This is a genomic window from Kineosporia rhizophila, from assembly GCF_021277265.1.
Taxonomy (GTDB): domain Bacteria; phylum Actinomycetota; class Actinomycetes; order Actinomycetales; family Kineosporiaceae; genus Kineosporia; species Kineosporia rhizophila.
Window position 1 is genome coordinate 26,237 of sequence record NZ_JAJSOH010000028.1, and the last position, 13,057, is coordinate 39,293.

Genomic DNA, 13,057 nt, shown 5'->3' on the forward strand with positions numbered 1-13,057 from the left:
CCTTCTGCTCCGGGGTGCGGTCCCGGTTCCCGGTGCTGATCTTCACCCGGACCGGTACAGCTCCGGCCGCCGGGCGAACACCGGTCCGGTTGCGGCCGATGGGGTACCGGTGATCGGGCTGCCCTCGCGTGGACGTGTGCGCACGCCAGGACTCCCACTCGCGCTCGGTCCCTCGTGGACGGCCCTCGTCGTCGCCGGTGGCCTGGCGGTGCTGGCGGCTCCGGTGTGCACCCTGCTGGTGCCGGCCGTCATGCCGGGCAGTCTGCTGGCCCAGCTGGGATACCTGATCTCGGTCGGATTCTCGGCGGTGTTCCTGTGCGTGGCCGCGTTCCGTGTGCCGCGCGAGCACCGGCGGCCCTGGACGATCCTGATGTGGATGATGGTGCTGTCCCTGGTCGCTGAGACGTGGACCGCAGTGCTGGAGATCAGAGGCGACGAGCAGTGGCCCACCGGCGCCGACGTTTTGTTCATCGCCGGTTACGTGATGATGGGGTGCGCGGTCATGGCCCTGGTCCGCCAGCGCAACGACCGCCCGGCCTTCGGCAGCCTGCTGGACGCCGGGATCGTGACCACCGGTGTGGGTGTGCTGGCGCTGGTGTTCGTGATCGGGCCGGCAGCGGCCGACTCCACCCAGTCGGTGGCGGCCCGGGTGGTGGGAAGCGCGTACCCGCTGATCGACGTACTGATCACGTTCCTGGTGGCACGGATCCTGATCGGTTCACGACGTGACTCTGCGCTCTGGTGGGTGGCGGCCGGGCTCGTGGCCTCGCTGGTGGCCGACACCCTGCAGAACGTGATGGTCCTGACCTCCTCGAGCGCGCAGTCCCCTTCCTACATGAACCTGTTGTGGGCCTTCTACTACGCCACTCTCGGCCTGGCGGCGGTGTTCGCCCGCTCGGGGTCCGGGGCGCCGGCCGAGCCGCAGCCGCAGACCGGCCTGACCATGCTGCGGCTGGTGGTGCTGGCGGTCGGGGCCGCCACCCCGGCGATCGTGCAGGTGGTGCTGGCCGCGCTGGGCCGCCCGGAGAACGGTGCGCAGCTGGGCGCGGGCTCGCTGCTGCTGCTGGTGATGGTGCTGGCCCGGATCTGGGACCTGCTGCACCAGGTGCGTGAGCAGTCCGACCAGATGGCCGAGATGGCCCGCACCGACCCGCTCACCGGGGTGGCCAACCGGCGTTCCTGGGACTTCGAGCTGGAGCGCGCGCGGGTGGCCTCGGCCCGGATGGGCGCCGTGCTGCTGGTGGCGTTGCTGGACCTGGACCACTTCAAGAAGTACAACGACGAGCACGGTCACCAGGCCGGGGACGACCTGCTGCGCCAGGCCGCCCAGGCGTGGAGCCGGCGGGTGGAACCGGGTGGGCTGATCGCGCGGTGGGGCGGCGAGGAGTTCGCGGTCGCCCTGCACAGCGCCGACCGGGCCCGGGGGCTGCAGATGGTGCACGCTCTGCGGGAGCTGGTGCCGTACGGGCAGACCTGCTCGATCGGCGTCGCGGAATGGGACGGCACCGAGGACATGGTGACGTTGCTGAAGCGGGCCGACGACGCCCTGTACCAGGCCAAACGCTCCGGCCGGGACCGGGTCGTGCCGGCGGCCGCCGATGCCGGACGTCACACCCGGGCCAGCGCATGAGGCCGGCCATGCTCGCGGCCGGGCTCGGGGTTCTGGTCCTGGCTCTGTTCCCGGGGGACTCCCCGGCGATGTCGGTCGCCTACACCGTCTCGGTCGCCCTCAGCTCGCTGTTCCTGCTGTTGGCGGTGCGGCAGGTGCCGGCCCCGCGGCGGCGCCCCTGGAACTGGCTGCTGGTCAGTGTGGGCCTGTGCGTCGCGGGCGAGGTGCTGGTCCTGGTGATGACCCTGCGCGGGACGAACCGGTGGCCGTCCCCGGCGGACATCCTGTTCGTGCTCTCGTACCTCGCCCTGGCCTGGGGTGTGATCGGTCTGCACCGTCAGGACAACAGCCGCCGGGCCTCAGCCGCGCGGCTCGACGCGGGCATCGTGGCGACCGGCGTCGGAGTGCTCTGCCTGGTGCACTTCGTCCTGCCCGTAGTCGCCGACTCCGCCCAGCCGGTCGCCACCCGCCTGGCCGGCGCCGTGTACCCGCTGATCGACGTGCTGCTGCTGTTCATCGTCGTACGCACCCTCCTGGGCGCACGCAGGCTGGGACCGGCCCTGGCCTGGGTGGTCGCCTCACTGACCGCCACCCTGAGCGCCGACGCCGGCCAGATCGCCGAGCAGGGTGCGGGCGGGCGCGACGGGTCGGGCTGGATGGACGTCGTCTGGGCCGCTTCGTACCTCTTCCTCGGGCTCGCCGCAGCCAGCGCCCAACGCCCGGAGAAGGCCGGCGCCGCCACCGAGGGGCAGACGGCCGAGCTGTCCCTGCCCCGCCTGGCCATCCTGGCGCTCGCCGCCGGTCTGCCCTCGGGGGTGCTGACCGTGCGGGCGCTGAACGGCCGTTACGACGACTCGGTGCTGCTCGGGCTGGGGTCGATCGTCCTGCTCGCCATGGTCGTGGGCCGCGTCCGCGACCTGCTGCGCCAGCTGCGCCGGCAGTCCGAGCAACTGGCCCGCATGGCCCGCACCGATCCCCTCACCGAGATCGCCAACCGCCGCTCGTGGGACTTCGACCTGGACCGGGCGATGGAACACAGCCGCCAGAGCGGGCGGCTGCTGGTGGCGCTGCTGGACCTGGACCACTTCAAGGAGTTCAACGACGCCCGCGGTCACCAGGCCGGTGACGACCTGCTGAAGGAGGCGGCCCGGGCCTGGAGCCTGCAGCTGGGGCCGCACAGCCGGATCGCCCGGTGGGGCGGGGAGGAGTTCGCCGTCCTGATCACCTGCGCGGACCTCGACGCCGGCCAGGCCACCCTGGAGCGACTGCGTGAGCTGGTGCCCTTCGGCCAGACCGCCTCGGTCGGAGCTGCCGTCTGGGACGGCCGCGAGGACGCCACCTCGCTGCTGCACCGCGCCGACGACGCCCTGTACGAGGCCAAACGGGCTGGTCGTGACCGTCTGGTGCTCGCCGGTACTCACTCGTCGGCCGGGGCGGAGTAGGCCGAACCGGTGGAGCGTCACCGTCTGTCGCGGCTAGGGCGGCGGCGCGCCGACCGTGCAGACCATGGACCGGGAGGCTGAGCGACCCACGCACCTACTGGGCGTGCTCGCCGTCGCGGCCGTGCCGGTCGCCGCGGTCCCCGCGCCGGGCACCCTCACCTCCGCAGTCCTGTACCTGGCGTCGGTGTCGTTGTCGCTGCTGTTCATCTCGCGGCTCGTCGGCCAGGTCCCGGCCCACCGCCGGCGCGGCTGGCGCCTGGTGCAGCTGTCGCTGGGGGTCTCGCTGCTGGGGGAGGTGCTGTTCAAGACCTGGCAGCACCACGACCACACGGTCTACCTCACCCCGGGTGACCCCTTCTACCTCCTGTCCTACCTGCCCCTGGCCGCGGGCCTGCTGGAACTGAACCGACGGCGTGGCGGGCACTTCCGGCTCGGCGACCGCCTGGACGCGCTGATCGTGACCGCCAGTGCCGCCTGCCTGGCGCTGGTGTTCCTGGTCCTGCCGGTCATGCGCGACGACCACCTCAGCCTGGCCGGGCAGGCGGTGTCCTCGGCCTACCCCCTGATGGACGTGCTGATGGTCTTCGCCGCGGTGCGGATGCTCATCGACGGCGGGCGGCGCACCCCCACCCTGTGGCTGCTGGTCACCGGTCTGAGCTGCCTGCTGGCCGGGGACGTGGCCCAGCAGCTGGCCGGGGCCGACACCGACTCGGTGCTGTTCCCCCGCTGGGTCAACAGCCTGTGGCTCATGTCGTACCTCGGCCTGGCCCTGGCGATCGCCCCGGCTGCGCGCCCCGGCTACCTGCCACCGCAGCCCTCGCCGGGGCAGTCACCGATGACGGTGACCCGGCTGGCGTGCATGACCCTGGCCGCGGCCCTTCCCCCCACGCTGCTGATCGCCGAAGCCGGCCGGGCCGAGGTAGGGGAGCAGGTCCTGCTCAGCATCGGCACGGTGGTGCTGGTCGCCCTGCTCATGCTGCGCTTCTGGGACCTGCACCGTCAGCTCGAGCAGCACCGGCGCGCCATGGGTGAACTGGCGGCCACCGACGGGCTGACCGGCCTGGCCAACCGGCGGGCCTGGGACCTGCAGGTACGGGCCGGCCTCGAGCACGCCCGCCGGACCGGCACGACCGTGCTGCTGGCGGTGCTGGATGTGGACCACTTCAAGCGGTACAACGACGCCCACGGGCACGCGGCCGGCGACGCGCTGCTGCAGCAGGCGGCCGCCGCCTGGCAGGAACGCATCGGCTCGGCCGGGCTGCTGGCCCGCTGGGGCGGCGAGGAATTCGTGGCCCTGCTGCACTGCCCCGACACTGACACCGACACCGACGCCGACGCCGGTCACGGCCTGCAGGTGCTGGACGGGCTGCGCGCCCTGGTGCCGCACGGGCAGACCTGCTCGATCGGCGTGGCCCGCTGGGACGGCGAGGAGGACGACGCAGCCTGCCTGCGGCGCGCCGACCGGGCCCTGTACGAGGCCAAGCACCAGGGCCGCGACCGGCTCGTGGCAGCAGAGCAGGTCCAGGTCCGTTCGTGAGCCCGAGCCTGAGCACGGCGTCGTGACGGCCAGGGCGATACGTGGCTCGTGAGAGGGTTGGGCGGTGATTGCAACTATTGACGCCGGCCTGGACGACCGTAGCGGCCGGAGAGTCACGCTGCGGGCAGTGAGCGACGAGAACTGGCGTGCCGTGGCCGATGTCGTGCCCCGCGACGACCAGCGCGACTGGGTGGCCGAGTCAGCCGCCCGATACCTGCTGCTGAGCCTGCGCGAAGGTCTCTGGCACTCGCTGGCCGTGTACGCCGGTGACGACGTGGTCGGCCACATCATGCACGCCTTCGACGAGGAGGACGGCTGCAACTGGATCGGCGGGATGCTCGTCGACGCCGCCGAGCAGGGCCACGGAGTGGGCCGGGCCGCGCTGGGGACCCTGGTCAGCTACCTGCAGGACCAGCCCGACGCCCCGGCGATCCGGCTGTCGGTGCACGACGACAACGCGCCGGCGCGCAAGCTCTATACCTCGGCCGGTTTCGCCGAGCTGTCGAAGGACGAGGACGGTGACTGGACCTGCGAACTGCGCACCGGACCAGCGGGCGGCGAACCTGGGGGAGAGCAGGCCTGAGCGCGAACGGGCACCGTCCGCCACCCGGCGAACCGGCCCAATCGGACTAGGCTTCGCAGCGTCCGTGGATCCGAGCGTCTGGGGATGCTGATGCGCGCGGTGCGCTACGCCAGGTACGGCGGGCCCGAGGTGCTGTCCGTCGAGCCGGTGCCCATCCCCCTGCCCGGCCCCACCCAGGTGCGCATCCGGGTGGCCGCCACCAGCGTCAACGCGGCCGACGTGAACGTCCGCAGCGGCTCGGTGAAACTGCTCAGCGGCCGGAAGTTCCCCAAGGGCACGGGAATCGACGCGGTCGGCGAGATCGAGGCGGCGGGCGCCGACGTCAGCTCCCTGAGCGTCGGGCAGCGGGTCTGGGCGGTGACCTGCGACGGCCGGGCCTTCGGCGCTGCCCTGGGCTCGGCCGCCGAGTCGGCCGTCTTCGAGGCCTCCCACGTCACGCCCGCCCCCGCCGGGGTGGACGATCTCGGGGCGGCGGCCACGGTCATGCCCGCCACCATGGCCGTGCGCACGCTGGGCGGCGCCACCCGCCTCCTGGCCGGTGAACGGGTGCTGGTGCGCGGAGCCACCGGTGCCGTCGGCGCGGCCGTGGTACAGCTGGCCAACGCGCTCGGCGGGCACGTGGTCGCCCTGGCCAGCGCGGCCAACGCTGACCTGGCCCAGTCGCTGGGCGCAGCCGAGGTGTTCGACTACGCGACGACCAGGCCCGGTGACATCCGCCCGGTGGACGTGGTGGTCGACACCGCGGGACCAGGTCTGCTGGCCTGGCGGCGGCGCCTGACCCCCGGCGGGCGCATGGTCTCGGTCGTCGCCTCGCCCCGCGCCCTGGCCGGAGCAGCCGCCGGCTCGGTGATCGGCCTGATCAGCGGCCCCCGCGTGCGGACCCTCGTGGCCCAGCCGCCGCAGGAGGCCATCGCCGAGGCCGCCCGGCACGTGCAGGAGAAGTCGATCCGCCCGGTCATCGACTCGGTGTACCCGTTCGAGCAGGCCCCGGCCGCGCACCGCGCGTTCGAGGGCGGGGGACTGCGCGGCCGCGTCCTGCTCACCCCCTGAGGTCCGCCGGGGGAGGGGGGCGCCGGCAGGTTGCAGCACGCGCTCCAACGGCACCTGCTCGCTGGCCAATGCGGTGGACTCCCTCGTCAGAGGCACACGACCCCCCAGCGGCAGTTGCTCCTCCCGGCGGTTGCTCGCTGCCGCCGGAGATGGCCAGGGAATTGAAGGGAAATGTTCCGCAACTAGTGATAACAGGCCGTTGCAGATGAAAAGAATCAGACAGATAGCCCGGCAAGGAAAGAAGGACGAATCCGTTGACCTTGGGGTTCAGGTCGAGACGCAACAATTGAGTCGCGCCGATGAGCCCGCCTCCACCAAACTCCTCTGGATCCAGCCGGGCACGGAAAGGGTTGAGTATGAGCAGATTCCTGGTCACAGGCTCCACCGGGCACCTGGGGGAGGGACTGGTTCGTACGCTTCTGGCTGCAGGTCACGAGGTTGTCGGCCTGGATGTCGCCGCGGGAGAACACACGCAGATCCAGGGCTCGATCGTCGACGCCGCCCTCGTAGCCTCGGCCGTGGAGGGTGTGGACCACGTGCTGCACACCGCGACCCTGCACAAGCCCCACGTCGGGTCGCACACCCGGCAGGACTTCGTGGACGTGAACGTGACCGGCACGCTGAACGTCCTCGAGGCCGCCGCGCGAGCCGGTGTGCGCAGTGTCGTCTTCACCAGCAGCACGAGCACTTTCGGCCGGGCGATGACTCCGGCGGCGGGAGAGCCGGCGGCCTGGATCGACGAGGACGTGGTCCCCCGGGTGAAGAACATCTACGGGGCCACGAAGGTCGCGGCGGAAGACCTGTGCGAGCTGGCTGCGCGTGATCTGGGGCTGCCGGTGGTGGTGCTGAAGACGTCGCGGTTCTTCCCTGAGGCCGACGACCGCGACGACGTGCGTTCCTCGTTCGCCGACCTGAACCTCAAGGTCAACGAGTTCCTCTACCGCCGGGTGGATCTGGCCGACGTGGTCGACGCCCACATCCTGGCGGCACAGAAGGCGCCGGAGCTGGGTTTCGCTCGGTACGTGATCAGCGCCCCTACCCCGTTCACCCGTGACCAAGCCGCGCAGCTCGCGCTCGAGGCGCCCACGATCGTCCGTAAGCTCTTCCCCGACATCATGGCCAGGTACGACGAGGCCGGCTGGAGCATGTTCCCGGCGCTGGACCGGGTGTATGACAGTGCCCGCGCGCAGGCCGAGCTGGGCTGGCGTCCTTCGGCGACCTTCGACCGGGTGGCCCGGCAGGCGCTGGACACCGGCGAGTGGCGCAGCGAGCTCGCGCTGAAAGTCGGCTGGAAGGGCTATCATTCCGAGCCGACCGGCGTGTACACCTCCTGAAGCCGAGCTGTGTGACCGACTGGGCCACCCCCGTCCTCAGTTTGATAACAGGCTTTGCTGCGGATTTCTGAACTGACACCCGAGAACCTGGCCCGGGCGGACCAGGTTCTCGGGTCGGATCAGGAGGTGACGACCTTGGCGTCGCTGATGTACTGCGCGAGCTTGGTCATGTAGTCGGTCTGGGAGACGTAGTCCAGGCCGGGGCTGGTGAAGGGCTCGATCTGGCCGGCCTCGAACGCGGGGGTCTGGGCGATGGTCGGCTGCTTGAGGATCTCTTCCTCGGTGTAGCCGTCCTTCTGCAGCAGGATCAGGTCGCCGCCGATCTTGCCGGCGTTCTCCCAGGAGTAGATGCCCCAGTAGTAGCCCTCGGGTTCGGGCTCGAAGAACTTCACGCCGAGTTCCTTGTACAGCTGGGTGATCGGCTCGTCGTCGGGCTTCATCACGTAGGCGCCGTCGGCGTCGCCGTACATCGCGGTGACGGTGACGTCGGAGGCCTTGGCGACCGCGGTGAGCTTGGCCGCGGCGGCGTCGTAGGCGCTCTTGGTCTCGGCGAGCTTGTCCTCGGGGGCGCCGAGGGCGGTGGCCAGGCCGGTGATGGAGGCCATCACGTCGGAGCCCTTGCCGCCCATCTTGATCGCGACGATGGGAGCGATCTTCTCGATGGTCTCCTGCTGGGCCTTGTCGTTGAACCCGTACAGCGGCTGGGACTCGTCGATCGTGCCCTTGGCGTCGGTCGGGTACACGGTGGTGACGATGAGTTCGGGGGCGGCCTCGATCAGCTTCTCCTCGTCGATCTCGCCGTAGGTGGCGCCGAGGGTGGTGATCCCGGAGATGTCCTTGCCCTCGAAGCGGGGGTCCTTGTCCACGGTGGCCCAGCCGAAGGTGGCGACCGGCTTGACGCCGTAGTTCATCAGCGAGGAGAGCGGGTCGATCAGGCCGGCGACGCGGGTGGGGCGCTGGTCGAGCTCGACGGTGTGGCCGAGGTCGTCGGTGAAGCTCCAGGGGCCCTCGGCGGCGGCGACGCCGGCCTCGTCGTTGCTGCTGTCGGTGTCACTGCCGCAGCCGGCGAGCGCGAGGGTGGCGACGACGGCGAGGAGGCCGGCGGCGAGGCGGTTGATTTTCATGCGGGACCTTCTGTGTTGTTGGTGAGGGGTTTGTGGACGTCGGTGAGGACGTCGGGGGCCACGGCGGTTTCGGGGGTGTCGGCTTCGGGGACGACCAGGGGTGTGCCGGTGGCCGGGTCGGGGACGACGCGGGCGTGCAGGTCGAAGGCGGTGAGCAGGTTCGCGGGGGTCAGGACGTCGGTGGGGGTGCCGTCGGCGACGATGCTTCCGCGGTGCAGGACGACCATGCGGTCGCTGTAGCGGGCTGCGAGGGAGAGGTCGTGCAGGACCATCACGACGGTGGTGTTGGTGTCGGTGTTGATCCGGCGGACCAGGCGCAGGACTGACAGCTGGTGGGTGAGGTCGAGGTAGGTGGTGGGTTCGTCGAGCAGGAGGGTGCCGGCCTGCTGGGCGATGACCAGGGCGATCCAGACGCGTTGGCGTTGTCCGCCGGAGAGGGCGGCGACGTCGCGGTCGGCGACGTCGCTCAGGCCGGTCTCGGCGAGTGCCTGTTCGACGATCTGGGCGTCGTCGGGTGACCAGGGGCGGGCCCAGGTCTGGTGGGGGTTGCGGCCGCGCATGACGAGGTCGCGCACGCTGATTCCGGCGGGGGCGGTGGGGCTCTGGGGCAGGATGGCGAGGCGGCGGGCGACGTCTTTGGTGGAGAGGGAGCTGATCGGGGTGCCCTCGAGGAAGACCTGTCCGGCGGTGGGTTTGAGGATGCGGCCGAGGGTTTTGAGCAGGGTGGATTTTCCGCTGCCGTTGGCGCCGACGAAGGTGGTGATCTGGCCGGGTTCGATGGTGAGGTTGAGGCCGTCGATGACCGGTCGGGTGTCGCGGGTGTCGTAGGTGACCTTGAGGTCCTTGGCCTGCAGGACGGGTGTGCTCACCGGGCGACCTCTTTGCGTTGGTGGATCAGGAGCCAGATCAGGTAGGGGGCGCCGATCACGGTGGTGAGGAGGCCGACGGGGATCTGGTAGGGGAACAGGGTGCGGGCGGCCAGGTCGGCGCCGGTGACCAGGGCGGCGCCGAGCAGTCCGGCCAGGATGATCGGGGGGCGGGTGGCGGCGCTGAGGCGTAGGGCGATCTGGGGGACGACGAAGGCGACGAAGCCGATCGGGCCGGCGGCGGCGACGGCGGCTCCGGTGAGGACGACGGCCAGGGCGATGACGAGCAGGCGGTGGCGTTGGACGGCGAGGCCTACGCCGGTGGCGGTCTCGTCGCCGAGCTGGGCGATGGCCAGGGAGGAGGAGCAGGCCACGGCCAGGGGGGTGGCGATCGCGGTGACGGTGAGCAGGGGCCAGATGCTGGTCCAGGTGGAGCCGGTGAGGCTGCCGACCAGCCAGGCGGCGGCGCGGGCGGCGTCGGTGATCTGGCTGCGCACCAGCAGGTAGCTGGTCAGGGCGGTGAGGACGGAGCCGACGCCGATGCCGACGAGGATCAGGCGGTAGCTGTCGATGCCGTCGCGCCAGCCGAGTCCGTAGACCAGGGCGGAGGCGGTGAGGGCGCCGATGGTGGCGGCGAGGGGGATGCCGCTGCCCAGGAGTGCGTCGGAGACGGTGTAGGAGCCGCCGCCGATGAGGATGGCGGCGACGGCGCCGGTGGAGGCGCCGGCGGTGACGCCGATGACGTCGGGGGTGGCCAGGGGGTTGTTGGTGAAGGCCTGGGTGAGGGCGCCGGCGGTGCCGAGGGCGAGGCCGACGAGGGCGCCGGTGACGACGCGGGGCAGGCGCAGGTCGAAGACGATGAGGTTCTGCTGGTGGGTGCCGTTGCCCAGGAGGGTGCTGACGACCTCGGCGGGGGCCAGGCGGAACGATCCGGCGCCGATGGCCAGGACGATCAGGGCCAGCAGGAGGACGAGGGCGGCCAGGCAGGCGGTCAGGGCGCGGGGGCGCCAGGGCACGCCGAGGGGGCCGGCCGTGACGCCTTGGCGGGTGGGGGTTGTCGTTGGGGTTCTGGGGGTGTTCACAGGGCTACCAGTGATCGGCGTCGGGCGACGTGGACGAAGAAGGGGCCGCCGATGACGGCCAGGACGATGCCGACGCCGACTTCGCCGACGCCGCCGATGAGGCGGCCGACGACGTCGGCGCTCAGGACGAGGGCGATGCCGAGCAGGGCGCTGGCGGGTACGACGTAGCGGTGTCCGCTGCCGACGAGGGCGCGGGCGAGGTGGGGGACGACCAGGCCGACGAAGCCGAGGGGGCCGGCGGCGGCGGTCGCGGCGGCGGTGAGCAGGGTGATCGCGGCCAGGCCGGTGAGGCGGGCGGTGCGGATGTTCTGGCCGAGGCCCTGGGCCATCTCGGTGCCGAGGCTGAGGTTGTCGAGGGCGCGGGTGTTGAGCAGGGCCAGGACCAGGCCGGCGGCGGCGAAGGGCAGGACGGCGTAGGCGGTGGCCAGTTCGCGTCCGGACAGGGAGCCGACGACCCACAGCCGGTAGGCGCCGAGGGCGTCGCGGTCGGACAGGACCATGAAGGAGGTGAGGGCCTCGAGCAGGGCGGAGACGGCGGTGCCGGCCAGGGCCAGGGGCAGGGGGCTGGCGGTTCCGCTGCCGGCGGCGGTGATGGTGAACACGGCGATGCTGGCCAGGAGGGCGCCGGCCAGGGCGAAGAGGACGTCGAAGCTGGTGCTGGTGACGCCGAGCAGGTAGACGCCGACGACCACGGCCAGGCCGGCGCCGGCGGAGACGCCGAAGATGCCGGGGTCGGCGAGGGGGTTGCGGGTGTGGCCCTGCATCAGGGCTCCGGCCACGCCCAGGCAGACGCCGACGATCACGCCGACCACGGTGCGGGGGATGCGCACGCCGTAGACGATGGCGTGCAGTTCGCTGGTGCCGCCGTGCAGGAGGGTGTCGATCACCTGGCCGGGGCTCAGGCGGCTGCTGCCGAACATGAGGCTGGCGCCGACGGCGAGCAGAGCGAGCGCGGTCATGACGGCCAGGGCGGTCAGGGCGGTCAGGGCGCTCAGGCGTCGGGTGGTCCGGGTGGTCGGGGTTCCGGTCGGTGGGGGCGCCGGTGACCGGAGGGGTGGGGCGGCAGTCACGAGGGGGCAGCTTAGGCTAGCCTCACCTTAGGTTGTCGAGGGGGCCTGCTGATCTTGCACGGATCGGCGTAATGGGGGGTCGTGGCGGTCTGGACCTTGCCCCTGGGGGAAGGTCCATGCTGGATCCGTGTCCGAGGCGGCTGAGCATCTGTTCCTGGTCGGGGAGTTCTCCCGGCTGACGCACCTGACGGCGAAGACGCTGCGTCACTACCACGACGTGGATCTGCTGGTGCCGGCGGTGGTGGATCCGGGCAGCGGGTACCGGTACTACACGAGTGCGCAGATCCCCCGGGCTCAGCTGATCCGGCGTCTGCGGGACGTGCGGATGCCGGTGCCGCAGATCCGTGAGGCGCTCGCCGCGCCGGAGGGGGCCGGGCGGGATGCGGTGATCGGCCGTCATCTGGAGCAGTTGCAGCGTGAGCTGCTACAGACGGCGGTCGCGGTGGGGTCGCTGCGTTCGATGTTGTCTCCGCTGCCGTGGACGCCGCCGGTCACCTACCGGCCCGGGGTGGGTGAGAGTGCCCTGACGGTGGTCGGGGACGTGGTGCCGGAGCGGATCGAGGTGTGGTTCGCGGACGTGTTCACGCGTCTGTTCGCTGCGGCCCGGCAGGTGCAGGCCTGGCCCTCGGGGGCGGGTGGGGCCCTGTACTCGGGGGACTGGTTCAGCGGGCAGAGCCTGACGGTGACCGCTCTGCTACCCGTCGGGGCCGGCAGTGATCCAGACGGTGATCCGGGCGGCGAGCGGGGGGTGCGGCTGCTGGATCTTGGGGCGCAGCCGTATGCGGTGGCCGTTCATGAGGGCTCGTTCGCGGATCTGGACCGTACGTATGCGGCGCTGGGTGAGCACGTGCACGCCGCCGGGATCGCGGCCGAAGGCCCGATCCGGGAGAACTACCTGATCAGTCCGGCCGACACCAGTGACCCGGCGGCTCTGCGCACCGAGGTCTGCTGGCCGGTCACCCACTTCCCTACTGACGAAGGAGATCTGTGATGTCTGTCGAGGTCGCGCAGGTCGTGATCGACTGTTCCGACGCCGAGAAGCTGGCCGGGTTCTGGTCGCAGTTGCTGCAGCGCCCGGTCGAGCCCGGCGCCAACGCCTTCTATGCGCTGATCCCGGGCAGCCCGGCGCTCATGCTGCTGGCGGTGCCGGAGGCCAAGCAGGTCAAGAACCGGGTGCATATTGATCTGCGCCTCGCTGAAGGTTCTGGGGATTCGGGCTGGGAGGGTGAGCTGGGGCGGATCCTGGCGCTGGGGGCCACCCAGGTGTCGGAGCACCGCGAGCACGGGGTGCACTGGGTCTGCCTGAGGGATCCGGAAGGCAACGAGTTCGATCTGGCCATCGGCCACTAGCGCTGGGTGC

The 13,057-nt window shown here is 71.4% G+C and carries 12 protein-coding genes; 8 read left to right on the plus strand and 4 right to left on the minus strand.

Translation table 11 applies throughout. The features are described from left to right. Positions 1-136 precede the first annotated feature (136 nt). The 6 genes from LWF15_RS37910 (at position 137) to LWF15_RS28860 (ending at position 7,555) form a co-directional block, all read left to right on the plus strand. Positions 137-1,630, plus strand: a complete 1,494-nt coding sequence (locus LWF15_RS37910; RefSeq protein ID WP_232814111.1) for a GGDEF domain-containing protein — start codon at positions 137-139, stop codon at positions 1,628-1,630. Positions 1,631-1,638: 8 nt separating this feature from the next. Further along, on the plus strand, positions 1,639-3,051 hold the full coding sequence (locus tag LWF15_RS28840; protein ID WP_232814112.1) for a GGDEF domain-containing protein: 1,413 nt from the start codon (positions 1,639-1,641) through the stop codon (positions 3,049-3,051). 64 nt (positions 3,052-3,115) lie between these two features. Continuing rightward, positions 3,116-4,588: a GGDEF domain-containing protein gene (locus LWF15_RS28845; protein ID WP_232814113.1), complete on the plus strand. Its 1,473-nt coding sequence runs from the start codon at positions 3,116-3,118 to the stop codon at positions 4,586-4,588. A gap of 127 nt (positions 4,589-4,715) precedes the next feature. Then, a complete protein-coding gene (locus LWF15_RS28850) occupies positions 4,716-5,171 on the plus strand; it encodes a GNAT family N-acetyltransferase (protein ID WP_232814114.1) in 456 nt (151 codons plus the stop codon). A gap of 84 nt (positions 5,172-5,255) precedes the next feature. Next, complete coding sequence (locus LWF15_RS28855) at positions 5,256-6,221, plus strand: NADP-dependent oxidoreductase (protein WP_232814115.1); 966 nt, start codon at positions 5,256-5,258, stop codon at positions 6,219-6,221. Positions 6,222-6,571: 350 nt separating this feature from the next. Then, positions 6,572-7,555: an NAD-dependent epimerase/dehydratase family protein gene (locus tag LWF15_RS28860; RefSeq protein WP_408624221.1), complete on the plus strand. Its 984-nt coding sequence runs from the start codon at positions 6,572-6,574 to the stop codon at positions 7,553-7,555. Between the two features lie 119 nt (positions 7,556-7,674). Here the strand turns inward: LWF15_RS28860 and LWF15_RS28865 are convergent, their stop codons facing one another. Genes LWF15_RS28865 through LWF15_RS28880 form a run of 4 tightly spaced genes read right to left on the minus strand, consistent with a single transcriptional unit; the run spans position 7,675 to position 11,697 of the window. Continuing rightward, positions 7,675-8,679: an ABC transporter substrate-binding protein gene (locus tag LWF15_RS28865; protein ID WP_232814117.1), complete on the minus strand. Its 1,005-nt coding sequence runs from the start codon at positions 8,677-8,679 to the stop codon at positions 7,675-7,677. After that, positions 8,676-9,548 carry an ABC transporter ATP-binding protein gene (locus LWF15_RS28870; RefSeq protein ID WP_232814118.1) on the minus strand — a complete coding sequence of 291 codons (873 nt, stop codon included), beginning with the start codon at positions 9,546-9,548 and terminating at the stop codon, positions 8,676-8,678. The genes LWF15_RS28865 and LWF15_RS28870 overlap by 4 nt, the downstream gene beginning before the upstream one ends. Beyond that, complete coding sequence (locus LWF15_RS28875; protein WP_232814119.1) at positions 9,545-10,627, minus strand: FecCD family ABC transporter permease; 1,083 nt, start codon at positions 10,625-10,627, stop codon at positions 9,545-9,547. The genes LWF15_RS28870 and LWF15_RS28875 overlap by 4 nt, the downstream gene beginning before the upstream one ends. Continuing rightward, complete coding sequence (locus LWF15_RS28880; protein WP_232814120.1) at positions 10,624-11,697, minus strand: FecCD family ABC transporter permease; 1,074 nt, start codon at positions 11,695-11,697, stop codon at positions 10,624-10,626. The genes LWF15_RS28875 and LWF15_RS28880 overlap by 4 nt, the downstream gene beginning before the upstream one ends. A gap of 127 nt (positions 11,698-11,824) precedes the next feature. On the opposite strand from LWF15_RS28880, the gene LWF15_RS28885 reads away from it, so the two are divergent. Beyond that, positions 11,825-12,688, plus strand: coding sequence for a MerR family transcriptional regulator (locus LWF15_RS28885; protein ID WP_232814121.1), 864 nt, complete (start codon positions 11,825-11,827; stop codon positions 12,686-12,688). Next, positions 12,688-13,047: a VOC family protein gene (locus LWF15_RS28890; RefSeq protein ID WP_232814122.1), complete on the plus strand. Its 360-nt coding sequence runs from the start codon at positions 12,688-12,690 to the stop codon at positions 13,045-13,047. The genes LWF15_RS28885 and LWF15_RS28890 overlap by 1 nt, the downstream gene beginning before the upstream one ends. Positions 13,048-13,057: the final 10 nt, after the last annotated feature.

Coding starts and splice junctions, on each gene's coding strand:
- LWF15_RS28845 (WP_232814113.1), top strand. CDS start 3,116: ATGGACCGGGAGGCTGAGCGACCCACGCACCTACTGGGCGTGCTCGCC.
- LWF15_RS28865 (WP_232814117.1), bottom strand. CDS start 8,679: ATGAAAATCAACCGCCTCGCCGCCGGCCTCCTCGCCGTCGTCGCCACC.
- LWF15_RS28855 (WP_232814115.1), top strand. CDS start 5,256: ATGCTGATGCGCGCGGTGCGCTACGCCAGGTACGGCGGGCCCGAGGTG.
- LWF15_RS28840 (WP_232814112.1), top strand. CDS start 1,639: ATGCTCGCGGCCGGGCTCGGGGTTCTGGTCCTGGCTCTGTTCCCGGGG.
- LWF15_RS28890 (WP_232814122.1), top strand. CDS start 12,688: ATGTCTGTCGAGGTCGCGCAGGTCGTGATCGACTGTTCCGACGCCGAG.